The following is a 24,252-nucleotide window of genomic DNA, read 5'->3' as shown; positions in this document are numbered from 1 at the left end:
GGTCGATGCTGTCAGACCGGACCGCCGTCCGGAAGGGGATCGCACCGATCGGTTCCGGCCCGTCCAGGGGCGGTCGGGGCTGGTGGGGGCCGTGGTCCGGCGGCCGCGCGGGGAGTTGAACCGGCGACGCCGCCCCGTCCGTGGAAGAGGGCCGCCCGCGGTGCTCCGGACGGTCGTCGGGGGCCCAAACCGCTCGAACCGGTGGTGCCTTCGAACGCCGATGCGGGTACACAAGTTGACGGTCGTTCAGGTGTGTGGCGGCGCCCGTCCGACACCGCCCACCCCGCCCCCGCGACCGGAGGACCATCGGGCCCGCGGGCCCGTGCGAAAGGCAAGGAGGCGTCCGTGACCCACGACACACGCCCGCAGGACTTCCCCGGTGCCCGGCAGAGCACCCAGGACGTCCGGACCATCGCGATCCTGCGCCTCGGCGTCGGCCTGATCGGCATCCTGCTGCCGCCGGCCCTGCCGTTCGGCAACTGGCTGGCCGCCGTGGTGACGGGGCGCAGCACCGACGGCTTCTGGCCGGGCTCGATGAGCGCCTCGTACTACTCCGACACCCGCAACGTCTTCGTCGGCGCGCTGTGCGCCCTCGGGGTGTTCCTGATCTGCTACCGCTACGACCGCCGGGACGACCGCTGGAGCACGGCGGCCGGGTTCTTCGCGCTCGGGGTCGCGCTGTGCCCGACGTACACCGGGGGCGGCTCCGGCCTGGACCGCACCGTCGGGGTGTTCCACCTGGTCTTCGCCGGCCTGCTGTTCGTCATGCTGGCGATGTTCTGCTTCCACTCCTTCCGCAACCCCCGCTCCGCCCAGCCGGCCCGGGTGGGCACGGCCTACCTGGTGGCCGGGGTGGTGATCCTGGCCGGCCCGGCGCTCGCCGTCCTGGCCGAGGCGACGGGCCTAGGCTCCGGCTGGCAGGTCCGGCCGCTGTACCTGGGCGAGTGGCTGGCCACCTGGGCCTTCGGCTTCGCCTGGACGGGCGCCGCGCTCGAACTGGCGGCGCACGGCCGGCGCGACACCGGCCCCACCGCGCTCCCCCGTCAGCCGGGTGCCGTCGCGCTCGACCCGGCCCCTCCGGAGGCGCACGCCTGAGGCCCTGTCATCCCTCCGCCGGGCGACCGTTACCATGCGCACCATGAACCGCCGCCAGGGCGGTCGGTGACGGATGCCCAGCCACGGGAGAACGAACATGGTGAACGAGATCCGAGCGGAGCGCGGTCCGCGCGAGGAGTACCCGTCGGTGGACCTGCGGATGGACGTCCCGCACTCCGCCCGGGTCTACGACTACCTCATCGGCGGCAAGACCAACTTCGAGGCGGACCGGGTCGCGGCGCACGCCTCGGTGCAGGCCTGGCCGTCGCTGCCGGTCTCGATGCGCACCACGCGCGAGTTCATGCAGCGCTCGGTGCGCCGGCTCGCCGAGGAGTACGGCGTACGGCAGTTCCTCGACATCGGCACCGGCATCCCGACCTCGCCGAACGTGCACGAGATCGCCCAGTCCGTGGCCCCCGAGGCCCGGGTGGCCTACGTGGACAACGACCCGATCGTGCTGACCCACGCGCGGGCCCTGATGGACAGCACGCCCGAGGGCCGCACCTGTTACGTGGACGCCGACTTCCGCGACCCGGCGTCGATCATCGACAACCCGCAGCTGCGCGAGGTGCTCGACCTCTCACAGCCGGTGGCGCTGTCGCTGATCGCGATCGTGCACTTCGTGCTGGACGAGGACGACCCCCAGGGCATCGTGCGCCGCTTCATGGACGCCCTGGCGCCCGGCAGCTTCCTGGCCCTGACGGTCTTCACCGGGGACACCGACCCGGTGGGCGTCGGCGGCGTCGGCCGGGAGTACAACGCGCGCGGCATCCCGCTCCAGATCCGCGACAGGGCCGAGGCGGAGGCCTTCTTCGACGGCTTCGAGCTGCTCGACCCGGGGGTCACGCTGGTGCACCACTGGCGGCCGGACGCGGGGGCCGCGCCCGTGCGCGACCAGGACATCGCGATGTACGCGGGCGTGGCGGTCAAGCGCTGACGGACGGTGCCGCACAACCGGGCGCAGAATCGTTTCCCTGACGGTGCCGACGCCTTCGCAGGATCGATTCCGCGCCCGGTTCGCCACCACCGACGGAGCCCCTACCGCAGGAGCACGGCCGACGGATCACGGCCGCAGGAGCACGGCCGCCGGGTCACGGCCCCGCCCGCGGGCCGGCGGCCCGGAAGCTCCCCCGGCCCGAGGCCATGTCGGCGACCGCCACCAGCAGCGCCACCAGCACCAGGCCCGCCGCGACCGTCACCCCCAGCTGGAAGGCCCACGCCCAGTCCGGGTGGGGCCCGGCGGCACGGGCGAAGAACACCGAGCCGACGACGGCGATGCCCACCGCCGAGCCGACCCGCTGCGCGGTCTGCAGCACCCCGCCCGCGCTGCCCGCCCGGGACACCGGCACCTGCTGGAGGGTCAGCGTCTGGTTCGGGGCGATCACCAGCCCGCTGCCCGCACCGGCGACGAGCAGCGGCAGCGCCGTCGTCCAGCCCACATGGGGCCCCGACCACAGCTGCACCGCGAGTGCCGAGGCCAGCAGCCCCGCGAGCACCAGCACCAGCCCGGCCACCACCAGCCGCCGCCCCAGCCGGCTCACCAGGCGCCCGCCCACCGCCGCGGACACCCCCGAGCCCACCGCGAAGGGCGTGATCGCCAGGCCCGCCGTCAGGGCCGAGTAGTGCAGCCCGGCCTGGAGGTAGAGCGTGAAGATGAAGAAGATCGCGGTGAACCCGGCGAAGTACACCAGCGACAGCAGCGTCCCGGCCGCGTACGGCCGCACCGCGAACAGCGCCATGCTCACCAGCGGTTCGCGCCGCCGCCCGTAGTGCAGTTCCCAGCCGACGAACGCGGCGAGCAGCACGGCCGCCAGCGGCAGCAGCAGCCAGCGGGTCGAGCCGTGCCACTGCTGCGCCTGGACGAACGGCAGCAGCAGCGAGACCGTCCCGGCGCCCAGCAGCAGCACGCCGACCGGGTCGAAGTCCCGGTGCCCGGCCCGCTCCGCGGCGGGCGGGGGCGCGGGGAGCAGCCGGTAGGCGATCGGCAGCGCGGCGACGCCGATCGGCAGGTTGACCAGGAAGACCCAGCGCCAGCCGTTCTCCGGGCCGACGACGTGGATCAGCAGCCCGCCGAGCAGCGGCCCGACGGCCGTGGACAGCCCGATGGTCGCACCGAGGGCACCGAAGGCCCGGCCGCGGTCGGCGCCCTGGAACAGCACCTGGATGAACCCGGACACCTGCGGCACCAGCACCCCGCCGGCCGCGCCCTGGAACAGCCGCGCCAGCACCAGCCACTCCTGGCTGCGCGCCGCCCCGGCGAGCGCGCTGGCCACGGTGAACAGGGCCAGCCCGGCGAGGAAGACGGCCCGCCGGCTGCGCGCGTCGCCGAGCCGCCCGGCGGGCACCAGGACGAGGCCGAAGGCCAGCGCGTAGCCGCTGAGAACCCACTGGAGGCCGCTGTCGGACATGTGCAGCCCGGCCCGTACGGTCGGCAGCGCGACGTTGACGATGCTGACGTCCAGCAGGGTCATGAACCCGGCCACCAGGCAGACCGCGAGCGCCTGCCAGCGCCGGGCGGCGGCCCGGCCGCCGTCGGCGGCGGTGGCTCCGGGCGGTGCCGCCGAGTGCGCGGCGTGCCCGGAGTGCGGCGAGTGCGCGGAGTGCCCGGCGCGGGGCGGCGGGTCTGCGGTCATGGGAGCCCTTTCCCCGAAGCCTGGGCGCCCGGTCCGTGGACGAACGTCGGTCGGCTTCGTCCGGCTCATCCTCGCCCGGCCCGCCGGGGACCGCCACCGGGCCGCCACCGGGCCGCCACCGGGGGCGGCACCGGCGCACCACCCTCCGGCCTCACCCGGACGGCCCAACAGGATCGCGACTGCCGCCCTCACCCCGGAGGCTGACGGCATGAGCGTCGCCACCGAGACCCCGCCGTCCGCCCCTCCGGTGCTGGACGTCCGGCAGCGGAACGTCGTCTTCGCCACCATCGTGCTCGGCATGCTGCTGGCCGCCCTCGACCAGACCATCGTCGGCACCGCGCTGCCCACCATCGTCGCGGACCTCGGCGGGGCCGCGCACATGTCCTGGGTGGTGACCTCCTACCTGCTGGCCGAGACGGTCGCCACCGTGCTCGCCGGCAAGTTCGGCGACCTGTACGGGCGCAAGCTGCTGTTCCAGGTCTCCGCGATCGTCTTCGTCGGCGGCTCCTTCCTGTGCGGCCTGTCCACCGACATGACCCTGCTGATCGCCTGGCGGGCCGTCCAGGGCGTGGGCGCCGGCGGCCTGATGGTCACCGCGATGGCACTGATCGCGGACGTCATCCCGCTGCGCGAGCGCGGCAAGTACCAGGGTGCGATGGGCGCGGTGTTCGGGCTGGCGACGGTGGTCGGGCCGCTGCTGGGCGGGCTGTTCACCGACCACCTGTCCTGGCGCTGGGCGTTCTACGTCAACGTGCCGATCGCCGTCGTGGTGGTGGTTGCGGCCGCCCGGACCATCCCCTCGGTGCGCTCGGCCGTCCGGCCGGTGATCGACTACCTGGGGATCGCGCTGGTCACGGTCGGCGCCAGCGCCCTGATCCTGGCGACCAGTTGGGGCGGCAACCAGTACCCCTGGGGCTCCGGGGTGATCATCGGCCTGTTCGTCGGCGGTGCGGTGGCCCTCGCACTGTTCTGCCGGGTGGAGACCCGCGCCGCCGAGCCCATGCTGCCGATGCGGCTGTTCCGCAACCCGGTGTTCGCGGTGTGCTCGGTGCTCAGCTTCATCGTCGGCTTCGCCATGCTCGGCGCGCTGACCTTCCTGCCGACCTTCCTCCAGTACGTGGACGGCGACTCGGCGACGGTCTCCGGCGTCCGGATGCTGCCCATGGTGATCGGCCTGCTGGTCGCCTCCATCGCCAGCGGCAACGCCGTCAGCAGGACCGGCAGGTACCGGCTGTACCCGATCGTCGGAACCCTGGTGATGGCCCTCGGCCTGTACCTGCTCTCCCGCCTCCAGCCGGGCACCGGCACCGCGCTCGCCTCGCTGTACATGGTCGTACTGGGCGTCGGCATCGGGCTGACCATGCAGGTGCTGACCATCGCCGTGCAGAACACCGTCGACTACGCGGACCTCGGCACCGCCACCGCCGGGGTGACCTTCTTCCGCACCATCGGCAGCTCCTTCGGCACCGCCGTGTTCGGCACCATCTACGCCAACAGCCTGAAGACCGAGCTCGCCGGCGGGGTCGGCACCGCGGCCCGGCTCACCGGCGCGGACCCGGCCGTCCTCGCCCACGCCGCCGGGAGCCCGCAGGGCCTGCACCGGCTGCCCGCCGACCAGGCCGCGCCCCTCGTCCAGGCGTACTCCGACGCGCTGCACACCGTGTACCTGTGGACCATCCCGGTGGCCGCCGTCGGCTTCGTCGTCGCGCTGTTCCTCAAGCAGGTGCAGCTGCGCGACACCACCCGGGCCGGCTCCACCGACATGGGCGAGGGCTTCGCCCAGCCGACGACCAGCGACTCCGATCCGCACCTGGAGCTCGCCGTCAGCTCGATCGTGCGCGGCGTGGACCTCGGCACCGTACGCACCATCGTCGGCGACGCCGGCACCCGGGTGGACCTCGCCGGGGCCTGGGCCCTGATGCAGGTGGCCGGCCACACCGAGGCCGTCGGCCACGCCTCGCTCGACCTCATCGCCGCCCGCAAGCGGGTGCCCCCGGAGGTCCTGGAGCCGGTCTTCGACCGGATGGCCGCCGAGGGCTACCTCACCCGCGACGGCGACCGCCTCTCCCCCACCGAGGCCGGCTCCCAGGAGGTCCGCGCCCTCGGCCACGCCTGGTCGAACTGGCTCAACGCCCGCCTCGACGCCGACGCCGGCCGCCCCCGCAGCCCCCGCCTGCGCGCGGCCGCCGACGCCATCGCCCGCCGCCTCCTGGTCGAGGACCTCGCCACCGGCCTCCCGGCCCACGCCCGCCCCAAGGACGACGCCACGGTGTAGCCCCTGCGACCGGGAGGTGCCGGGCTCCGGGTCGGACGGTGCCGGGAGACGGACGGGCGTGCCGAAGGGGTGCGGACCGTACCGGACGCAGCAGACCGCCCGTGTTGCGTTCCGGGGCCGGGCCGGGCGCCGACCGGTCGGTCACGGGCGGGAGGCGTCCACCGGGACCGGTACGACGGTGGGCGGCGCGGTGCGGCGGGAGGCCCGGACGATCACGGCGAGGCTGGCGAGGGCGAGGGCCGTCACCACGCTGAGCATCACCGTGTAGGAGGCCAGCGAGGAGAACGCGGCGAGCACGGCGGGCAGCAGGAAGCCGGAGTAGCAGAGCGCGTAGTAGACGCCGGTGATGCCGGCCAGGTCGTCGGGGGTGACGATGCGCTGGATCTCCAGCAGCCCGGAGACCACCCCGATGCCGTAGGCGGCGCCGAGGAACACCGCGCCGCCGAGCCCGAGCAGCGGCGAGCGGAGCGCCGCGTCCCCGGCGCAGACGGCCATCCCGCAGGCCATCAGCACCATGGCGACGATCACGCCGCGGGCCGAGGAGAAGGAGTCCAGGCGCTTGGCGAAGGGCTGGACGAGGGCGCCGGTGCCGAGGGTGAGCACGGTCAGCAGCGTCGCGTAGGCCAGCGACCAGTGGCCGAGCCGGTCTCCGACCAGCTGCGGGGTCACCGCGTACGCGACGCCGGCCGAGCCGAACACCCACGGCGCCATCGGCAGCACCACCCGCAGGAAGCGCCGGTGCCCGGCCGCCGGGACCTTCAGGTCGGCCCAGAGGCTGCGGTCGACGGCCGAGCGGGCCCGGGTCTCGACGGCCTTCGGGAGCAGGAACAGCGCGGGCAGGGTGACCAGCAGGTGGGCGAGGTACGGGGTGACCATCGGCCAGGGGCCCCACTGGGCGAGCGCGCCGGCCGCTCCGGCGCCGAGGCCGAAGCCGAGGGTCAGGGCGAGCGAGGCGCGGCGGGCGCCGGCGCCCGGGTCGGCGGCCGGGTCGTGCGGGGCCTGGGAGAGCTCCTTGACCCAGCTGGTGCCGACGGCCATCGCGATGCCGACGGCTATGCCGGTGAGGAACCGCCCGGCGTAGATGGGGAGTTCACCGGCCGTTCCGGCGCACAGCACCCCGCTGGCGGCGAGCGAGGCGGCCACCGCGCCGATCATCAGCGGACGGCGCCCGTAGCGGTCCGAGGCCGCGCCTCCGACCAGCAGGCCGGGCACCAGCCCGAGGACGTACGCCCCCAGGAAGGCGTCCACGGTGACCTCCGAGTAGCCGCCGAGGTGGCGGTACATCAGCAGCAGCGGGGTGAACTGGTTGCCGCCCCAGCCGCAGCAGAGCATGGCGAGGGCCGCGAGCAGCCACGGCCGCCCCCGGCCGGAGGGTGCGGCGGGACCGGCGGACGGCGGCCGGGTGGTGCTCATGGTGGTGCTGCTCCTTGTCGGATGGTCGGTCCCGGCGGTCCGTCGGGGGGGTGCGCAGCCGGGTGCCGGTGCGCGGCGAAGGGGGCCCGGTCGGGGCTCAGCGGTCGGTGACGGCCCGGTGGGCGTCCAGGTGGGCGCGCAGGGCGGCGCCGAAGCCCTCGGCGTCGCGGGCCGCGATCCGTTCGACGAGCACGGTGTGCTCCTCGACCAGCGGGGCCAGCCGCTCCGGCTGCACCCGGAGCAGCTGGACGGCCATCCGGCGCTGGCGGTCGCGCAGCGTCCCGTAGAACCGCTCGGCGAGCTCGTTGCCGGAGGCCCTCACGATGCCCCGGTGGAAGGCCTCGTCGGCCTCGGCGAAGGCGCCGAGGTCGGCCCGGCGGGCGGGTTCGCGCTGCTGGTCGATCAGTTCGGACAGCTGCCGCACCAGCGCGTCGAGGCCGTCGGGGCGGCGGATGATCCGGCGGACGGCGGTGCTCTCCAGCGCCTCGCGCAGTTCCAGCACGTCCTCGGCCTCGCCGGGCCCGACCGGCACCACGACGGCGCCGCGCTTGGGGAAGAGCTGGAGCAGCCCCTCGGCCTGGAGCCGCAGGAAGGCCTCCCGGACGGGGGTGCGGCTGAGCGCGGTGCGCTCGGCGATCTCGCCCTCGCTGATCAGCGTGCCGCCGGGCAGGCCGCCGCCGAGGATGAGGTCCTTGGTCAGTTCGTACGCGCGATCCGCGGCCGGGACGCGGGCGGCGGGCGGGGTGTCGGCCATGGACCACACCGTAGCACCATAGATGCAAGCTTAGATACAAGATGCCCTCCGGCCCGGAGCATCGGTTTCGGTACCGCTCAGCGCCGGAAGAATGCGCTTTCTCAGCCCCTCCCGCAGGGCCGAGGATGGGCGGGCCAGCCAGCCCAGCCGGGAGGAAGCCGTGTCCCCTGTGTCGCCAGCCCTGCCGCCCGTCGATCCGGGCCTGCTGCCGCTCACCGCCGAGTTCCGCCCCGAGGGTCTGGCCGTCGGCGGCGTGCTCCTGGACGAGGCGGCCCGCCGGTACGGCACCCCGCTGTTCGTCTACGACGAGGAGCACCTGCGCCGGCGCTGCCGGGAGGCGGTGGCCGCCTTCGGCCGGGACAACGTCGCCTACGCCTCCAAGGCGTTCCTGTGCACCGCGATGGCCCGGCTCGCCGCCGAGGAGGGCCTGCTGCTGGACGTCGCCTCCGGCGGCGAGCTGCGCACCGCGCTGTACGCCGGGGTCGCCCCGGACCGGATCGTGCTGCACGGCAACAACAAGGACGAGGCCGAGCTGCGCACCGCGCTGAGCGCCGGCCTGCGCCACGTCGTGGTGGACAGCTTCGACGAGCTGGACCGGATCGAGCGGCTGCACCACGAGGAGGGGCTGCCCCCGGCCCGGATCCAGCTGCGGGTGGCCCCCGGGGTCGCGGCCGGCGCCCACCAGGCCATCCGGACCGGCGGCCACGACTCCAAGTTCGGCTTCGGCCTGGCCGACGGCGCCGCCGAGGCCGCGGTGCGCCGGGCCGAGGGCTCCGCCGCCGTCCGGCTGGAGGGCGTCCACGCCCACGTCGGCTCCCAGGTGCTGGACGCGGGCGAGCTGGCCGACGGCGCCGCCGCGACCGCCCGGTTCGCGGTCGAGCACGGCCTGCGCCGGCTGACCGTCGGCGGCGGCCTGGGCGTGGCCTACCTCAACGGGCAGTCCGCGCCCTCCTTCGCGGTCTGGGCCGAGCGGGTCCGCGCCGCGGTGCGCGGCGCCGGCTGGAGCGGCGAGGTGGCCGTCGAGCCGGGCCGCTCGATCGCCGCCCGGGCCGGGCTGACCCTCTACCGGGTCGGCACCGTCAAGCGGATCGAGGGCGTGCGCACCTACGTCAGCGTGGACGGCGGGATGAGCGACAACCTGCGCCCCGCGCTGTACGGCGCCCGCTACGAGGCCTTCCTGCCGCGCTGCCCCGAGGCGCCCCGCCCGCAGCGCGCCCGGCTGGTCGGCAAGCACTGCGAAAGCGGCGACGTGATAGTGGACGACGCCGCGCTCCCCGCCGACCTGCGGATCGGCGACCTGCTGGCCACCCCGGTGACCGGCGCGTACGGCTACGCCATGGCGTCCAACTACAACAAGCTGCCGCGGCCCGCCGTGGTCTTCGTCCGGGACGGCGAGGCCCGTCCGGTGGTGCGCCGGGAGACGGAGCACGACCTGCTCCGGCTGGACGTGGCCGTGGCGGACGGCGGCAGCGGGGGCGGCGGCGGGGAGCCGACGGCTGCTCGACGGGCGCACTCGTCCTAACCTGGGCCGATGCTGAACAGCGCCCGCCTGCACGTCCTGCTGGAGATCGCCCGCCGGGGCACCATCGTGGCCGCTGCGCAGGCCCTGCACCTGAGCCCGTCCGCCATCTCGCACCAGCTCGCCCGCCTGGAGCAGGAGCTGGGTGTGGCGCTGGTGGAACGGGCTCCGCAGTCCCTGCGCCTGACGCCCGCCGGGGTCCGGCTGGCCGAGCACGCCCAGGCCATCGCCGACCTGATGGCCGTCGCCCGGGACGACCTGCGGGCGCACGCCCAGGGGGCGGCGGGCGTGCTGCGGATCGGCTTCTTCGCCTCCTCCGGGCTGGACCTGCTGCCCCGGGCGCTGGCCGCGTTCGCCGCCGCGAACCCGCAGGTGGAGCTGGAGCTCATCATGGGGCAGCCGCACGAGCTGGTCCCGGACCTGGAGGCCGGCCGGCTGGACGCGGCCGTCGTCTTCGAGCACCCGCTGGACCCGTGGTGCCGCCGGGCGACGGTGGAGGTGCGGATGTACTTCGAGGAGCCGCAGCTGATCGTGGTACCGCTGCGGCACCGGCTCGGGCGGCGCTCGGTGGTACGGCTGGCCGAGCTGGAGGGCGAGAGCTGGATCGGCACCCACGGCGGCAGCACCGGCGAGCCGGTGCTCGAACGCGCCTGCGCGGCCGAGGGGTTCCGCCCCCGGGTGCGCTGCCGCAGCGACCACTACCAGGTGACCATCAACCTCGCGCGGGCCGGTATGGGCGTCGCGCTGATCCCGGCGCTCGGCCTGGCCGACAGCGCCGGGGTGCACGTCTGCCGGCTGGACCACCCGCAGCTGCACCGCCGCATCGGAGTGGCCACCCGGGCCACCAACCGCAACCCGGTGCTGCGCTCCTTCCTCGCCGAACTCGGCGCCGCGGCCGGGGAGATCAGGTCGCTGCTGGACATGCGCTGGGGCGCCTGAGCGGGCGCCCGTCCCGGCCCTGGGCGGCCGAGCGCGGGTGTGCCATGCTGCACCCGCCAGCACCCGTCCACCGAGGGGGAACCCGATGATCCGCCGGATGTCCGTACGCCCGGTCGCCGCCGCCCTGCTGTCCGCCGCCCTGCTCTCCGCCGCCGCGACGGCCGTGGTCCACGAGCGGCACGCCCCGGCCTCCGTCGTCGCCGAGGAGGACACCGCCTCCACCGCGGGCGGCCACACCCAGACCCGCTCGGAGGAAGGCCACTGAGACGGCGGCCGGCCCGGACCCGTCGGACGGGTCCGGGCCGGCCCGGTGCGGGCGGGCCGACTCAGGCCGGGCGCTGCGCCCAGGCCGCCAGCGCCCGGCCGACGTCCCGGATGGCGTGCACCGCGGCCCGTTCGGTGCTGGGCCCGAGCGCCACGTCCCAGTGCGCGACGACGGCGTAGGCGACCCTCCGGGCGCCCACGACGACGCCCGCGTCGGCCCGCACCCCGGTGTCGGTACCGGTCTTGTTGGCCACCAGGAGGCGGCCCGGCAGCGGCTCGGGGAAGCCGGCGGCGTACGGGTCGTGGTCGACGAGCGCGGGCACCAGGCCGTGGTCGGTGTTGGCGCGCATCCAGCCCAGCAGCCGGGCCGAGGCCGCCGGGCCGGCCATGGCGCCGCGCAGCGCGAGGGCCACCAGGCGGGCCAGGTCGCGGGCGGTGCCGGTGGCGAAGACCGGCGGGACGCCCGGGCCGCGCTCGTCGCGCACCCGGTCGTGCAGGGTCAGCGCCTCCAGCCCGAGGTCGCGGGCGAGCCGTGCGGTGGCCGGCAGACCGACCAGCCGCAGCAGCGCGTTGGTGGCGGTGTTGTCGCTGACCGCGGCGGTCAGCCAGGCCAGGTCCTCCACCGTCCAGCCCGACCGGCTCAGCCGCCCCAGCAGGCCGGTGCCGCCGGTGACGTCCTCGGGAAGGATCGCCACCCGCTGCCCGGCCGTCAGCTCCCCGCTGTCCAGCCGTCGGGCGACCTCGGCCAGCAGCAGCAGCTTGGAGGCGCTGGCCACGGGCAGCACGACGGTGTCGTCCACCCCCACCGCGCCGTCACCGCCCCCCGCGGCGTCCACGTCGACGGCGGCCACCGCGAGGGTCAGCGGGAGCGCCGCCGAACTGCGCGCGGCGGCGGCCACCTGGGCGAGGCTCATCGGACCCGCACCACCTCTCCGGCCCGGATCGCCGTCGGCCGGCCGCCGCGCACCGCGACCCGGCCGGCCACCACGACCGTCTCCACGCCCGTCGGCGCCAGCAGCGGCCGCTCGAAGGTCGCGCCGTCCAGGACGGTCCGCGCGTCGAGCACCACCAGGTCCGCGACGGCGCCGTCCCGGACCACGCCGCGCCCGGCCAGCCCGAACCGCCGGGCGGGCAGGCCGGTCATCTTGTGCACCGCGAGCTCCAGCGGCAGCAGGCCCTGCTCGCGCCCGTAGCGGCCGAGCACCCGGGCGAAGCTGCCCGCCCAACGGGGGTGCGGGCGCCCGGGTTTGGGCACGCCGTCCGAGCCGATCATGGACAGTGGGCTGGCCAGCACCCGGCGGACGTCGTCCTCGCGCATCGAGTGGCTGATGATGGTCACCTCGCCCTGCGCCTCCAGCAGCAGGTCGCAGACGTACTCCACCGGGTCGGTGCCGCGCTCGGCGGCCAGGTCGGCGATCCGGCGGCCCTCGACGGACGGGCGGGCGGGGGCGGCGGCCACCGAGATCAGGTCCCAACCGCCGTTGCCGACGGTGTTCTCCCAGCCCTCGACGCCGTTCGCGATGTCCGCCCGGATCCGGTCCCGCACCTCCTTGCTGCGCAGCCGCTCCAGCAGCGCGGCGGGGCCGCCCTCGCTGGTCCACGGCGGCAGCATCGCGTGCAGCACGGTGCTGCCGGCGGTGTACGGGTAGACGTCGCAGAGCACGTCCACGCCGTCGGCGCGGGCCCGTTCCAGCCTCGGCAGGGTGCGCAGGGTGGCGCCCCAGGCGTGCCGCCCGGCGGTCTTGTGATGGGAGACCTGGAGCGGGGCGCCGGAGCGCACCGCGATCTCCAGCGCCTCCTCCAGGGCCTTCTCCACCTGGGACATCTCGTCGCGCAGGTGCGTCACGTACGGCTTGCCGTGCCGGGCGGCGACCTTCGCGAGGGCCACGATCTCGTCGGTGTCCGCGTACACGCCGGGCGGGTAGATCAGGCCGGTGGAGAGCCCGGCCGCGCCCTGGCCCAGCGCCCGGTCGAGCAGTCCGCACATGGCGGCCAGCTCCTCGGGGGTGGGCGGGCGGTCCTCGAAGCCCATCACCCCGGCGCGCAGCGTGCCGTGGCCGACCAGCGAGGCGATGTGGTTGCGGCGCAGTTCGGGCCGCTGCCCGGCCGCGAAGGCGTCGAAGTCCTCGGCCGGCAGCACCGGCCCGAGGCCGAAGGAGACCCTCAGGTGCCCGGCCAGTTCGGGCAGCCGCTCGGGCAGCGCGGGGAACAGGCTGATCCCGCAGTTGCCGCTGATCTCGGTGGTGACGCCCTGGAGCAGCGGGGCGAGCCGCAGCTCGTCCAGGGCGTCGCCGTCGGTGTGGGTGCCGCCGCCGAAGGGGGCGGCGAGCGCGTCCGAGTGGGTGTGGACGTCGATGAACCCGGGGGTGACGACCCGCCCGGTGACGTCCAGGGTCTCGGCCGCGGCCACCGCGCGGCCCGGCGGCAGGACGGTGATCCGGCCGTCGGCGACGGCGAGGTCGGCCGGGCGGGCGGGCGCCCCGGTGCCGTCCACCAGGGTGCCGCCGCGCAGCAGCAGGTCGACCGGGGTCGTGGCCATGTCCGTTCCCGTCAGTCCGGTCGGTCCCGTCAGTCCCGTCGCGCTCATCAGTCCCCTCACCCCCATCACAGCACCGTCGAGAGGAAGGCCCGGGTGCGGTCGTGCCGCGGGGCGGTGAACACCTCGGCCGGGCTGCCGGCCTCCACGACGGCGCCCTGGTCCATGAAGACGACGCGGTCGGCGACCTCCCGGGCGAAGCCCATCTCGTGGGTGACGACGATCATCGTCATGCCGCTGCGGGCGAGGTCGCGCATGACGCCGAGCACTTCGCCGACCAGCTCCGGGTCGAGCGCGGAGGTGGGCTCGTCGAAGAGCATCAGGGTCGGCTCCATGGCCAGGGCCCGGGCGATCGCCACCCGCTGCTGCTGGCCGCCGGAGAGCTGGGCCGGGTAGTGGTCGGCGCGGTCGGCCAGGCCGACCCGGCCGAGCAGTTGGCGGGCCTGCCGTTCGGCCTCCGCGCGCGGGCGCCCCTTGACCGCGACCGGGCCCTCCATCACGTTCTGCAGCGCGGTGCGGTGCGGGAAGAGGTGGAAGCGCTGGAAGACCATGCCGATCCGCTCGCGCTGGTGGCGGATGTCGCGCGGACGGCGCTCGCGCAGCCTGTCGCCCAGGGCGCCGTGCGGCTCGTAGCCGACCGGTTCGCCGTCCACCTCGATCCGCCCGGCGTCGATCTTCTCCAGGTGGTTGAAGCAGCGCAGCAGGGTGGACTTGCCGGAGCCCGAGGGGCCGATGACGCAGAGCACCTCCCCGGAACGGACCTCCAGGTCGATGCCGCGCAGCACCTCCAGGTCCCCGAAGCGCTTGCGCACCCTGCGGGCCGACAGCACCACCGCGGGGACCGCCCCGCCCGGCTTGTCCAGCTCGATCGTCCTCACTTGCCCTCCCCCTTCCTCGTCGTGCGCTTGCGCGCCCCGCCGCGTCCCGGCCGCAGGTTGGCCAGCACCCGGCGGTGCAGGGCCGGCGGCGCGCCGGCCGGGTTGAACTTCCGTTCCACGGCGTGCTGGGCGACGCTCGCGATGGTGGTGAGCACCAGGTACCAGAGGGACGCGACGATCAGCAGCGCGATCACCTCGAAGTTGGCGAGGTAGAGGTGCTGGGAGACGGTCATCAGGTCGGCGCCCGCGATGACGGAGACCAGCGAGGTGGTCTTCAGCATGGAGATGAACTGGTTGCCGAACGGCGGGATGATCACCCGCATCGCCTGCGGCAGCACCACCCGGGTGAGGATCTGCCGGTTGGACATGCCCAGCGAGGCGCCCGCCTCGCGCTGCCCGGGGTCGACGCTCTGGATGCCGGCCCGGACGATCTCGGACATGTACGCGCCCTCGTTGATCGACAGGCCGAGCAGCGCCGCCACGAAGCCGGTGATCAGGGTGTTGGACTGCCAGCTGACCAGCTTGGGCCCGTCGAAGGGGATGCCGATGCTGATCTCCGGGAAGAGCAGCGCCAGGTTGAACCAGAAGATCAGCTGGACCAGCAGCGGGGTGCCGCGGAAGAACCAGGTGTAGGCCCCGGCGGTGGTGCGCAGCACCGGGCTGTCGGACAGCTGCATCACGGCGACCGCCACGCCGATGACGATGCCCACCACCTGGGAGATCAGGGTGAGTTGGACCGTCACCCAGAGGCCTTCCAGGATCACGCCGTCGAACTGGTACCGGGCGACGATGTCCCAGTGCAGGTTGGGGTTGACGATGATCGTCCAGGCCAGCCAGACGGCGGCGAAGGCGGCCGCCAGGACGGCGAGCCAGCGCGCCGGGCGGGGGCGGCCGGTCACCTCGAAGGCGAGGTCGTCGTCGGCGGCCGCGGTGGCGGCGGCCGCCCGGGGGGCCGGGGCGGGGGTCACGGGGTCTGCGGGCATCGCGGGGTCTCTCATGTCGGTGCTCATCTCGTCGGTGCCGCCGTCGTCACTGCGCCGCGTTGACGGTGGCGCGCTCCACCGCGCTGCCGCCCACCTGGTAGGCGTCCAGCACCTTGCGGTACTCGCCGCTCTCGATGAGCTCCTGGAGCGCCGTGCGCACCGCGTCGCGCAGTCCGGAGTCCTTCTTGGCCACCGCGATGCCCCACGGCGCCGTCCCGTACTGCTCCGGCAGCACCTCGTAGGAGCCGCTGTTCTGCACGAACATCTGCGCCACCGGGTAGTCCACGATGGTGGCCACCGCCCGGTCGCTGTCCAGCTGGAGCAGCCCGGTCGGGGCGTCCTCGCTCTGCGAGATCGTCATCTTGGTGGCGCACTTGGCGTTCTGCTGCTCGCCGATCTCCAGGTTGGAGCTGCCCTTGGCGAGCACCACCTTTCGGCCGCAGAGGTCCTCGAGGGACCTGACGCCCTCGGGGTTGCCCTTCTTGGTCATGATCACGCCGCCGGTGCGGAAGTAGTCGACGAAGTCGACGGCCTGGCGGCGCTGCGCGCTGTCCGTCATCGAGGACATCACCAGGTCGTAGCGGCCGGCCTGGAGGCCGGGGATCAGGCCGTCGAAGGAGGAGTTGGCGAGCTCCAGCCTGAGGCCGAGCCTCCCGGCGATGGCGGCGGCGAGGTCCGGGTCGACCCCGGTCAGCTCGGTCGTGCCGGTCTTGTACATCTCCATCGGCGGGTAGCCGACGGAGGTGGCCACTCTGAGCACGCCGCTCTGCCGGTTCTTCGCCGGGAGCAGCTCGGCGGCGCTCTTCCCGGAGTTCTGGCCCTCGTGCGCCGCACCGGCGGCCGGGGAGCCGCCCTGGTCGGAGCGCCCGCAGGCGGTGGCGGCCAGGACGACCAGGGACAGTGCGGCCAGACAGCGCAGGGAACGGGGGCGGTTCATCGGCTACTCCCTCGGGCGGTGACGGTGCGCCGATGCTGGCAGCCGGATCAGGGTGAACGGAAGATGATGAAGCCATTGCTGCCTCACCAACGATTTTTGTACGGCTGACCGCCCCTGTCCTGCGGCTTTCCGCCCGCGCCCGGTCAGCCGCTCACCCGGTGAGCCAGGGGGCCTCGGGCAGCCTGGCGTCCGCCTGCCGGCCGGTGACCTCCACGGTCGTGGGGGTACCGAGCCCGGGCATCCGCATCGTCACCCGGCGCAGCCCGCCGTCGCCGTCCACCCAGTAGGTCAGCGGCGAGCGGGCGCCGTCGGGCGCGGAGCCCTGGGCGCGCGGGCCGGCGAAGCGGTCGAAGTCCCGGCCGTCGATCCGGTCCCGGCCCAGCCAGCGGGCTCCGGACTGGGCGAGCAGCAGCGGGTTGTCGGGGCGGTCCGCACCGAGCTGGACCAGCAGGTTCAGCCCGGCGTCCAGCGGGTCCGCGGTGTAGCTGCGCGGGGACCAGCCCTGGCGCGGGATGCGCTCGGCCTGCTCCCAGGCCGGGGTGTCGGTCGGGGCGGCGGCGCTCGGTGCGGAGGTCCCGGCGGCGGCGCCCGGGGCCGCGGTCGCGGTGGCAGCGGTGCCGGCCGGGTCGGGGGCCAGGCCGAGGCCGCCGGTGTCCCAGACGATCAGGCCGTGGTCCAGCGCTCCGCTCGCGCCGCTGGTGCGGTAGCGGCCGACGCCCCGGTGGTTGCGGTAGTCGACGACGCCGTCGACCCGGATGGTGACGCCGCCGCCCTCCGCGGCCGTGAGCGTCACGGCCACCGGGCTGGCCTGGTAGAGGTTCAGCCGGGACAGCGCCAGCCGGCCCGCCTCGTCGGTGGTCACCGGGCGTTCGGCGGGCCCGTCGGAGGCCGTCCGGTAGACGGCGACGCCGCCCGCCACGGCACCGCACACGGCGACCGCGATCAGCGCCTTGAACCGGCCCGCCAGGGGCCGCCGGGGGCCACGGCCGTCGGCCTTCGTCTTGCGGGGCATGCAGCCGCTCCCATTCCTCGGTCGGACACGACAGTCGGGCGGGCCCGGGAACCGACCGTCCCACGAACCCGCCCGATCGGGCCCGGTGCCGGCCTTCCGGCACCGGGCCCCCTGACCACGGCCGCTAGGCCGCCTTGCGCCTGCGGACCACCAGCACCACGGCGGTGCCGAGGGCGATCAGCGCCACCGCGCCCGTCAGGGCGAGCGGCATCCCGTCACCCGCACCGGTGTTGGGCAGGTGCCCGGGTGCGGGAGGCTGCGGTGCGGGCGGCACCGGAGCCGCCGACGTCGGCGCCGGGGCCGGCGTCTCGGTCGGGGTCGGGGTGGGCGTCGGCGTCGGCGTGGGGATCAGCGTGTTGACGGCCGTCACCTCCACACCGGCGTCGAGGTTGGCCGACGTGAGCTTCAGCGGGCCGAAGACGGTGACCTCCGGCGCCGCGTAGCCGTCCGGCGGGCTCAGCTCCTGCCAGTAGTACGTTCCCGGCACCCCGGTGCCCTGGCAGATGCCGTCGGCCCCGGTCGTGCAGGCCTCGCCGACCTTGGTGTCGGGCTTGGCGTCGGGCTTGTCGCCCGCCGTCTGGAGCCCGTCGGTCCCGTTGGTCTCGTGCCACAGCTGGAACTTGGCGCCCGCCAGCGGCTTGCCGTCCTGGTCGTGCTTGACCAGGCGCAGCGCGCCCTCCTGGAGGCGGAAGCCGAAGTCGTAGGTGTGGTCGTTCTCACCGGGGCCGCCGGTGGTCAGCGCCCGCTCCGGGTACTTCCCGCCCTTCGGAACGATGCCCTTGGAGTCGATGAAGTGGTTGTCACCGACGTCGTGGTCGGTCGGCACCCACTGGAAGAGGGGGCCGCCCTTGGCGTAGTCCGCCGGGTTGTCCAGCCTGATCGTGTACTTGGTCCGCGGCTTGAGGCCGCCCTCGACGTTGCTGTCGTCGAAGTAGTACTCGCCGCGCTTGGTCGTCGTGGTCGTGCCGACGAGCTTCCCCGCCTCGTCGTACAGGTGGACGGTGGCCCCCGGGACGGGCTTCTGGCCCGGCAGTTGGAGGCCGCTGCGCTCGGGGTCGTACCAGACCCGGTTGCCGATCTGGAGCGGCGCCTGGTCGCAGAGGACCTCCAGGTCGCCCATCGCGGCGCCCTTGCCGAACGGCGAGGGGCCGTTCTCCGGGTTCATCCGCACGCCGCCGTCCGCCTTGCCGTCGCGCTTGACGGAGGCGGTGCCGAAGCCGACGACCATGTAGTTGGTGTCGTAGCCCGCGGTCGCGATGGAGTCCTCGACCTTGGAGAACGCCAGCCCGGCGTTGGCGGCGTTGTTGTGGCCGAGGCGGTTGTTGTCGAAGAACCGGGTGCCCCGGGTGGTGGCGCCGCAGCCGTTGTTGGTGTCCAGCACGTAGGTGCCGTTCACCAGGCAGGCCTTGTTGAGGTCGCCGCCGGGCAGCACCGGGCTGCCCTGGCCCTGGGTCGGGCCGGCCGAGGACTGGTCGCCGAAGCGGTCCCGGAAGGCGATCAGCATCGAGCCGTCGGTCTCGAACGCGATCTCGCCCAACTCCGGCTCGGGGTTGGCCAGGTAGCCGGTGCAGGCCTGGCCGTTCTGCGAGGTCGGGAAGGTGTCCTGCCACGGGAACCAGCCGGCGCCGGGGCAGGAGGTGCCCACCGACACGGCGCGCGGGAAGTCGAGCGGCTGGTTCAGCACCGCCGGCTTGAACGCGCCGGTGGCCAGGTCGAACGGCAGCACCACGGCCCGCAGGTCCGCGGCCTTGCCGGTGGACTCGCCGGAGCAGACGCCGCCGAGGAAGCCGGTCCCGTCCTGGAGGCCGAGGCCGTACGGGCGCCAGTCCCCCGCCGCCGGGCAGCCCGGGTCCGGGATCGGGTAGACGGCCTTCGGAGCGTCCGCCGTCGCCAGGGTGGCGTCGTAGCGGTAGAGCTTGCGGTCGTGCAGGTTGACGACGAAGAGGTCCTTGCCGTCGTCGGTGACCTTGATGCCGCCGAGGCTCTCCTTGCCGACCGCGGCCAGGAAGCCGTCGTCGTTGCCCGGGCTGTGCGGGGTGGTGCCCGCGTCCGGGACGGTGGTGAACAGCGTGGTCTTCTTCTGCGCCACGTCGGTGACGTAGATCCCGCCGGGGCCGCCGGGGCCGTAGCTCGTGGTCCGCTTGGCCTGGGCCGAGGCGAAGACCCGCCGGTCGGCCTTGTTCCAGGCGATGCCGTAGAGGTTGCCGGTCTGCTCGCTGGTGGCCAGGTCGGTCACCGGCACCTGGGTGCCGGCCACCCCGCGGGAGTTGTACGGGTAGGACACCAGCGTGTGCGCCGCCCCGCCGTCCCGGGGGACGGGCTGGCAGGTCGTCACCAGCGGGGCGTTCTTCTGGCAGTAGTCGCCCGGGCTCCACAGGCCCGTGGTGATGTCCGCCGTCTTTCCGCCGGAGACGTCGACGAACTCCTCGTTGGAGCTCAGCTTGTTCGGGCCGCCGTCCGTGCCCTCGCGGGAGGCGAACGCCGGATAGAGCGCGCCCGGTTTCGGATTCACCACCTGGACCCGGTACTTGCCGCCGGTCAGCTTGCCGGTGGCGGGCGTCAGCGTCACCGTGCCGTCGGCCGCGGTGGTGCCCTCGACGGTGGCCCCGGCGGTGTCGGTGAGCGTCACCTTCACGCCCGCCATGCCCGATTCCAGCCCGGGCGTCCACACGCCGTCGTTGTCCACGGCCCGGATCACGTGGACCTTCACCGTGCCGTCGCCGGCCTGGGGGAAGGCCGGCGGGGCCGCCGCCAGCGACCAGGAACCGGCCAGCACGGCCAGCGTCACCGCACCGCCCGCGGTGCGCAGGCCCACCGCGCGGCGGCCGGGTGGGCCGGTCCGCCGCCCGCTCGGGCCGCGCGCGGCACCGGCGGTTCGTTCACTTGTCGTCGTCATCCCTGCTCTCATCGTCCGGTTGGGCCGACCGCCCGACCTTCGCGAGCGAAGTCCGAGAGTGGCGGAAAGCCGTCGTTGTTAACGGGAGCTTAAAGGGACTTCGCACAAGTTCGCCGGGGAACAAGGAACTTTGACGGAACATCAGACGTTTCGAGGCCGTCTCGGCCCTTCCTTCCGGCACCGCCGCCGCGCGGCTGACCAGCGCCGATCGGCCGACCGCGGACCGCCGCGGCCGACGGCCGCCGCCCGTTCCGTCGACAGTCGAACACGCTTCCCCCCGGAACCGTACACTCCGCTCCACGACTCCCCCACCGCGCCCCCCACTTGACCGGCGATCAGCTACTGACTGGCCACCGCGCCCGGCGGACTGGCACGATGTGCGAATGCGCATTCTGGTCATCGGCGGCACCCGCTTCATCGGAGTCCACTTCGCCGAGGCGGCCCTGGCCGCCGGGCACGAGGTCACCGTGGTGCACCGGGGGCGCTCCGGCCCCGGCCTGCTCCCGGACGCCGTCCACCTGATCGCCGACCGCGACGCCGACCTGTCCGCCCTGCGCGGCCGCAGCTGGGACGCCACCGTCGACCTCTGCGCGTACTTCCCCCGGCAGGTCCGGGGGTTGGCCGAGGCACTCGGCCCCGACGGCGCCGGACGCTACCTGCTGGTCTCCTCGCTCGCGGTGTACGACGTCCCGAAGGCCCCGGGCTACGCCGAGGACTCCGCCCTGCTCCCCGCCGACGGGCCGGAGGCCGAGGAGATCACCGCCGAGACCTACGGCGTCCTCAAGGTCCAGTGCGAGCGCGCCGCCCGGCAGGCCTTCGGCCCGCAGACCCTGCTGGTCCGCCCGACGTACGTGATCGGCCCCCGGGACTACACCCACCGCTTCGACTACTGGGTGGAGCGCCTCGCCCGGGGCGGCGAGGTGCTCGCGCCCGGCCGGCCGGACGCCCCGCTCCAGGTCGTGGACGTCCGCGACCTCGCCGCCTGGATGCTCGCCCTGCTGGAGCGGGGTGCCTGCGGCGCCTACCACGCCGCCACTCCGCCGCCCTACGGCCTGGGGGACCTGCTCGACGCCGTCGCCTCGGCGGTCGCCCCGCCCGGCATCAGCCTCACCTGGGTGGCCGAAGACTTCCTGCGCGCGGCCGGCGTCCCCGAGCGCGCCCTGCCGCTCTGGCCCGCCACCCCGGAGAGCCGCGCCACCAACACCGCCGACCCGGCCGCTGCCCTCGCCACCGGCCTCACGCTGCGCCCGGTGGCCGACACCGCCCGGGACATCCGGCCGTTCGAGCCCGTGCCGGGCACCCTCGACCCCGCCCGGGAGGCCGAACTGCTCGCGGCCTGGCACCGGCGCTGACGCCCCCGACAGGCCGCCCGGCGGCCCCGACCGCCACCCCGCGGCAGCCGCCCCCGGCCCCGGCCCGGACATCTCCCGGGCCGGGGCCGGGGCCGGCGCCGTGTCCGGCCGGGGCCGCCGGGCGGCTCAGCCCGCGAGGGGCGGGTTGAGCCGGGCGAAGGACTCCTGCCGGCGGTACGGGAAGTACGGGTACGGCGCGGTGCGGGAGCTCGCCGCGTCCAGCCGGGCCACCTGCTCCGGCGTCAGGGCCCAGCCGACCGCACCGAGGTTCTGGCGCAGCTGCTCCTCGTTGCGGGCGCCGATGATGACCGAGGAGACGGTCGGACGGCGCAGCAGCCAGTTGATCGCCACCTGGGGCACGGTGCGGCCGGTCTCGGCCGCGACCTCGCTCAGCGCGTCGACCACCCGGTACAGCAGCTCGTCCTCGACCGGCGGGCCGTAGTCGGCCGTCTCGTGCAGCCGGCTGCCCGCCGGCAGCGGCTGCCCCCGGCGGATCTTCCCGGTGAGCCGGCCCCAGCCGAGCGGGCTCCAGACCAGGGCGCCCACGCCCTCCTCCTCGGCGAGCGGCATCAGCTCCCACTCGTAGTCCCGCCCGACCAGCGAGTAGTAGACCTGGTGGGCGGCGTACCGGGGGCGGCCGTACCGCTCGGCGAGGGCGAGGGACTTCATCAGCTGCCAGCCGGAGAAGTTGGAGACGCCGGTGTAGCGGATCTTGCCGGCCCGGACCAGGTCCTCCAGGGTCGCGAGCACCTCCTCGATCGGGGTGCCGGCGTCGTAGGCGTGCAGCTGGAACAGGTCCAGGTAGTCGGTGCCGAGGCGGCGCAGCGCGTCGTCCACGCCGCGGACGAGCCGGGCGCGGGACGTACCGGCCTCCTGGGGGCCGCCCCCGGTGGGCAGTCCGGCCTTGGTGGAGATCAGCACCCGGTCGCGGCGGCCGCGGACGGCCTGGCCGAGCACCTCCTCGGACGCGCCGTCGGAGTAGACGTCGGCGGTGTCGAAGAGGGTGACCCCGGCGTCGACGGCGATGTCGAGCAGCCGGCGGGCCTCCTGGACGTCGGTGGTGCCCCAGGCCCCGAACAGCGGTCCCCGCCCGCCGAAGGTGCCGGTGCCGAGGCTGAGCGCGGGCACCTTGAGCCCGGACGCGCCGAGCCGGCGGTACTCCATCTCGGTGGCGACGGTCATGACGGTTCTCCCCTCAAGCCCCTAATGGGACTCCCATTCCGTTAGGATGCCGCGAACCTAGCAGACCCCCGGATCTAATGGAACAGGAATCCCGTTAATGGCCACTGGGCCCGCTGCACCCGCCGACTCCGGCGCACCCGCACAGCCCTCCCCGCCGGAGCCCTCCACCCCCGGAACGGTCCGCCCCGGCGGCCGCACCGCCCGGGTGCGCGCCGCCGTCCTGCGCGCCGCCGAGGACGTCCTGGTCGAACGCGGCTTCGGCGGCCTCGACCTCGGCGACATCGCCCAGCGGGCCGAGGTCGGCCGCACCACCGTCTACCGCCGCTGGGGCAGTACCACCGCGCTGGTCGCGGACCTGCTCGCGGACATGGCCGAGCAGTCGCTGCCGCGCACCGAGAGCGGGTCGCTCGACGAGGACCTCCGGGCCAACGCCCGGCTCGTCCAGCGGACCCTGGCCGACCCTCGCCGCGGCGCGCTGTTCCGTGCCGTCCTCGTGGCGGCCACCTGCGACCCGGACGCCGCCGAGGCGCTGCACCGGTTCTACCTCCGCCGCGTCGAGGAGTGGGCGCCGTGCGTCACGGCGGCCGTCGCACGCGGGGAACTCCCGCCGGACACCGACGGGTTCGAGGTCGTCCGGGCGGTCTCGGCGCCGCTCTACTACCGGATGCTCACCACCGCGGAACCGCTGGACGAGGCGGCCGCGGACCGCGCGGCGGAGGCCGCCGGGGCGGCGGCCCGGGCCGGGGCGTACCGACGGCGCGAACGGGCCTGACCCGGACCGCGCCGGTGGCCGAACCGATCCGGTGGCCCGGACGGCCGCCGTGACGCCGACGGCCGCACAGCGCCGAAGCGTCGTGCGGCCGTCGAGCCTCCGGTGGGCGGCACACCCGGGAGGCGTCAGTCCTGGTACTCCTCGCGCAGGCTCTCCAGCAGCCCCGGCCAGAGGTCCGACTCCTCCGGCCCCTGGCCCGACTCCCGTGCCAGCGCTTCGAACTCGTCCAGCGCGGCCTCGGCCTCCCCGCCGAGGATCCGCTCCTCCAGACGGGCCAGCAGCGCCAGCGCGCCGATCAGGGCGGGCAGCGAGTCGGCCGCCCGGCCGCCGTAGCCGCTCCCGTGGTCCCAGCCGTCCGGGTCGTAGATCCGTACCGTGCCGGTGTCGCCCGACACCATGAGGTGCCGCTCGTCGATCCTGCCGACGCAGTAGCCCCAGGAGCTCGGCGCGCTGTCGTCGCCCGGCGTGCGCTCGCCGAACAGCTCGTCCAGGTCCGCCTCCCACATCCCGCTCCGGGGCAGGTCCGTGGCGTCGAAGCCAAGGAAGCCGAGCTCCACGGCCGGGACGCCGACCTCGCTCAGAAACGCCCGGGCGCCCGGCGCCGTCAGGCGCTCGGGCAGTGTCCCGGGCCGCCAGAGCGTGCCGGGGCCGAAGCAGGACTCCAGCCAGGCCGCCGTCGGAGTCCTGGCGGCGGCCCGCAGGTCGGCGTCGGACGTGGTCATCGGTGTGTCTCCCCCGGGTCGGAACGGTGCCCCGCCGTTCGCGCGGTGCCCCGCCATCCGAGCGCACCGCTCCGACACCGGCGGGCCCAC

Annotated in this window: 20 protein-coding genes; 8 read left to right on the top strand and 12 right to left on the bottom strand. The window is 74.8% G+C overall.

What is annotated here, in order from left to right; translation table 11 throughout:
• The first annotated feature begins 345 nt into the window (after positions 1 to 345).
• A complete protein-coding gene (locus tag ACH5AR_RS22650) occupies positions 346 to 1,095 on the top strand; it encodes a hypothetical protein (RefSeq protein ID WP_396303270.1) in 750 nt (249 codons plus the stop codon).
• A 97-nt stretch (positions 1,096 to 1,192) separates the two neighbouring features.
• Positions 1,193 to 2,032, top strand: a complete 840-nt coding sequence (locus tag ACH5AR_RS22645) for an SAM-dependent methyltransferase (RefSeq protein WP_396303269.1) — start codon at positions 1,193 to 1,195, stop codon at positions 2,030 to 2,032.
• A gap of 154 nt (positions 2,033 to 2,186) precedes the next feature.
• Here ACH5AR_RS22645 and ACH5AR_RS22640 read toward each other — a convergent pair whose 3' ends face one another.
• Entirely contained in the window at positions 2,187 to 3,728 is a 1,542-nt protein-coding gene (locus tag ACH5AR_RS22640; RefSeq protein ID WP_396303268.1) for an MFS transporter, read from the bottom strand.
• Positions 3,729 to 3,936: 208 nt separating this feature from the next.
• Between ACH5AR_RS22640 and ACH5AR_RS22635 the strand changes: the two genes are divergently transcribed.
• The gene (locus ACH5AR_RS22635; protein WP_396303267.1) at positions 3,937 to 6,003 is read left to right on the top strand and encodes an MDR family MFS transporter; all 2,067 of its coding nucleotides are present in this window, start codon (positions 3,937 to 3,939) and stop codon (positions 6,001 to 6,003) included.
• Positions 6,004 to 6,144: 141 nt separating this feature from the next.
• Here the strand turns inward: ACH5AR_RS22635 and ACH5AR_RS22630 are convergent, their stop codons facing one another.
• Together ACH5AR_RS22630 and ACH5AR_RS22625 are read right to left on the bottom strand one after the other, a co-directional pair.
• Positions 6,145 to 7,416: an MFS transporter gene (locus tag ACH5AR_RS22630; protein WP_396303266.1), complete on the bottom strand. Its 1,272-nt coding sequence runs from the start codon at positions 7,414 to 7,416 to the stop codon at positions 6,145 to 6,147.
• Positions 7,417 to 7,513: 97 nt separating this feature from the next.
• Complete coding sequence (locus ACH5AR_RS22625; RefSeq protein WP_396303265.1) at positions 7,514 to 8,170, bottom strand: GntR family transcriptional regulator; 657 nt, start codon at positions 8,168 to 8,170, stop codon at positions 7,514 to 7,516.
• Between the two features lie 160 nt (positions 8,171 to 8,330).
• Here ACH5AR_RS22625 and lysA point away from each other — a divergent pair, with 160 nt between their 5' ends.
• From lysA to ACH5AR_RS22610, 3 genes are all read left to right on the top strand, one after another.
• Positions 8,331 to 9,692 (top strand): diaminopimelate decarboxylase, encoded by a 1,362-nt coding sequence (gene lysA / locus ACH5AR_RS22620; protein WP_396303264.1) that lies wholly within the window; start codon positions 8,331 to 8,333, stop codon positions 9,690 to 9,692.
• 9 nt (positions 9,693 to 9,701) lie between these two features.
• Positions 9,702 to 10,628: a LysR family transcriptional regulator gene (locus ACH5AR_RS22615; protein WP_396303263.1), complete on the top strand. Its 927-nt coding sequence runs from the start codon at positions 9,702 to 9,704 to the stop codon at positions 10,626 to 10,628.
• A gap of 97 nt (positions 10,629 to 10,725) precedes the next feature.
• Positions 10,726 to 10,893, top strand: a complete 168-nt coding sequence (locus tag ACH5AR_RS22610) for a hypothetical protein (protein WP_396303262.1) — start codon at positions 10,726 to 10,728, stop codon at positions 10,891 to 10,893.
• A gap of 61 nt (positions 10,894 to 10,954) precedes the next feature.
• Here ACH5AR_RS22610 and ACH5AR_RS22605 read toward each other — a convergent pair whose 3' ends face one another.
• The 7 genes from ACH5AR_RS22605 to ACH5AR_RS22575 all read right to left on the bottom strand — a co-directional run bounded on the left by ACH5AR_RS22605 (position 10,955) and on the right by ACH5AR_RS22575 (position 20,134).
• Positions 10,955 to 11,806 (bottom strand): serine hydrolase, encoded by an 852-nt coding sequence (locus ACH5AR_RS22605; RefSeq protein ID WP_396303261.1) that lies wholly within the window; start codon positions 11,804 to 11,806, stop codon positions 10,955 to 10,957.
• Entirely contained in the window at positions 11,803 to 13,431 is a 1,629-nt protein-coding gene (locus ACH5AR_RS22600) for an amidohydrolase family protein (RefSeq protein ID WP_396303260.1), read from the bottom strand. Before ACH5AR_RS22600 ends, ACH5AR_RS22605 begins: the two co-directional genes overlap by 4 nt.
• A 65-nt stretch (positions 13,432 to 13,496) precedes the next feature.
• Positions 13,497 to 14,297, bottom strand: coding sequence for an amino acid ABC transporter ATP-binding protein (locus ACH5AR_RS22595; protein WP_396303439.1), 801 nt, complete (start codon positions 14,295 to 14,297; stop codon positions 13,497 to 13,499).
• Between the two features lie 5 nt (positions 14,298 to 14,302).
• A complete protein-coding gene (locus ACH5AR_RS22590) occupies positions 14,303 to 15,289 on the bottom strand; it encodes an amino acid ABC transporter permease (protein ID WP_396303259.1) in 987 nt (328 codons plus the stop codon).
• 46 nt (positions 15,290 to 15,335) lie between these two features.
• Positions 15,336 to 16,226 carry an ABC transporter substrate-binding protein gene (locus ACH5AR_RS22585; RefSeq protein ID WP_396303258.1) on the bottom strand — a complete coding sequence of 297 codons (891 nt, stop codon included), beginning with the start codon at positions 16,224 to 16,226 and terminating at the stop codon, positions 15,336 to 15,338.
• Positions 16,227 to 16,377: 151 nt separating this feature from the next.
• Positions 16,378 to 17,238, bottom strand: a complete 861-nt coding sequence (locus ACH5AR_RS22580; protein ID WP_396303257.1) for a hypothetical protein — start codon at positions 17,236 to 17,238, stop codon at positions 16,378 to 16,380.
• Between the two features lie 124 nt (positions 17,239 to 17,362).
• On the bottom strand, positions 17,363 to 20,134 hold the full coding sequence (locus tag ACH5AR_RS22575; protein WP_396303256.1) for an SdrD B-like domain-containing protein: 2,772 nt from the start codon (positions 20,132 to 20,134) through the stop codon (positions 17,363 to 17,365).
• Positions 20,135 to 20,517: 383 nt separating this feature from the next.
• On the opposite strand from ACH5AR_RS22575, the gene ACH5AR_RS22570 reads away from it, so the two are divergent.
• Positions 20,518 to 21,486 (top strand): NAD-dependent epimerase/dehydratase family protein, encoded by a 969-nt coding sequence (locus ACH5AR_RS22570; protein WP_396303255.1) that lies wholly within the window; start codon positions 20,518 to 20,520, stop codon positions 21,484 to 21,486.
• 126 nt (positions 21,487 to 21,612) lie between these two features.
• Here ACH5AR_RS22570 and ACH5AR_RS22565 read toward each other — a convergent pair whose 3' ends face one another.
• Positions 21,613 to 22,650, bottom strand: coding sequence for an aldo/keto reductase (locus ACH5AR_RS22565; RefSeq protein WP_396303438.1), 1,038 nt, complete (start codon positions 22,648 to 22,650; stop codon positions 21,613 to 21,615).
• Between the two features lie 115 nt (positions 22,651 to 22,765).
• On the opposite strand from ACH5AR_RS22565, the gene ACH5AR_RS22560 reads away from it, so the two are divergent.
• Positions 22,766 to 23,440, top strand: coding sequence for a TetR/AcrR family transcriptional regulator (locus tag ACH5AR_RS22560; RefSeq protein WP_396303254.1), 675 nt, complete (start codon positions 22,766 to 22,768; stop codon positions 23,438 to 23,440).
• A 125-nt stretch (positions 23,441 to 23,565) separates the two neighbouring features.
• Here ACH5AR_RS22560 and ACH5AR_RS22555 read toward each other — a convergent pair whose 3' ends face one another.
• Positions 23,566 to 24,162, bottom strand: coding sequence for an SUKH-4 family immunity protein (locus tag ACH5AR_RS22555; protein WP_396303253.1), 597 nt, complete (start codon positions 24,160 to 24,162; stop codon positions 23,566 to 23,568).
• Between the last annotated feature and the right edge of the window lie 90 nt (positions 24,163 to 24,252).

Source organism: Kitasatospora sp. NPDC018619, assembly GCF_044391605.1.
GTDB lineage: Bacteria > Actinomycetota > Actinomycetes > Streptomycetales > Streptomycetaceae > Kitasatospora.
This window is presented reverse-complemented; position numbering and strand designations above follow the sequence as displayed.

Coding starts and splice junctions, on each gene's coding strand:
- ACH5AR_RS22645 (WP_396303269.1), top strand. CDS start 1,193: ATGGTGAACGAGATCCGAGCGGAGCGCGGTCCGCGCGAGGAGTACCCG.
- ACH5AR_RS22640 (WP_396303268.1), bottom strand. CDS start 3,728: ATGACCGCAGACCCGCCGCCCCGCGCCGGGCACTCCGCGCACTCGCCG.
- ACH5AR_RS22635 (WP_396303267.1), top strand. CDS start 3,937: ATGAGCGTCGCCACCGAGACCCCGCCGTCCGCCCCTCCGGTGCTGGAC.
- ACH5AR_RS22630 (WP_396303266.1), bottom strand. CDS start 7,416: ATGAGCACCACCCGGCCGCCGTCCGCCGGTCCCGCCGCACCCTCCGGC.
- ACH5AR_RS22625 (WP_396303265.1), bottom strand. CDS start 8,170: ATGGCCGACACCCCGCCCGCCGCCCGCGTCCCGGCCGCGGATCGCGCG.
- ACH5AR_RS22615 (WP_396303263.1), top strand. CDS start 9,702: ATGCTGAACAGCGCCCGCCTGCACGTCCTGCTGGAGATCGCCCGCCGG.
- ACH5AR_RS22610 (WP_396303262.1), top strand. CDS start 10,726: ATGTCCGTACGCCCGGTCGCCGCCGCCCTGCTGTCCGCCGCCCTGCTC.
- ACH5AR_RS22605 (WP_396303261.1), bottom strand. CDS start 11,806: ATGAGCCTCGCCCAGGTGGCCGCCGCCGCGCGCAGTTCGGCGGCGCTC.
- ACH5AR_RS22600 (WP_396303260.1), bottom strand. CDS start 13,431: ATGGCCACGACCCCGGTCGACCTGCTGCTGCGCGGCGGCACCCTGGTG.
- ACH5AR_RS22590 (WP_396303259.1), bottom strand. CDS start 15,289: ATGCCCGCAGACCCCGTGACCCCCGCCCCGGCCCCCCGGGCGGCCGCC.
- ACH5AR_RS22585 (WP_396303258.1), bottom strand. CDS start 16,226: ATGAACCGCCCCCGTTCCCTGCGCTGTCTGGCCGCACTGTCCCTGGTC.
- ACH5AR_RS22580 (WP_396303257.1), bottom strand. CDS start 17,238: ATGCCCCGCAAGACGAAGGCCGACGGCCGTGGCCCCCGGCGGCCCCTG.
- ACH5AR_RS22575 (WP_396303256.1), bottom strand. CDS start 20,134: ATGACGACGACAAGTGAACGAACCGCCGGTGCCGCGCGCGGCCCGAGC.
- ACH5AR_RS22570 (WP_396303255.1), top strand. CDS start 20,518: ATGCGCATTCTGGTCATCGGCGGCACCCGCTTCATCGGAGTCCACTTC.
- ACH5AR_RS22565 (WP_396303438.1), bottom strand. CDS start 22,650: ATGGAGTACCGCCGGCTCGGCGCGTCCGGGCTCAAGGTGCCCGCGCTC.
- ACH5AR_RS22560 (WP_396303254.1), top strand. CDS start 22,766: ATGGCCACTGGGCCCGCTGCACCCGCCGACTCCGGCGCACCCGCACAG.
- ACH5AR_RS22555 (WP_396303253.1), bottom strand. CDS start 24,162: ATGACCACGTCCGACGCCGACCTGCGGGCCGCCGCCAGGACTCCGACG.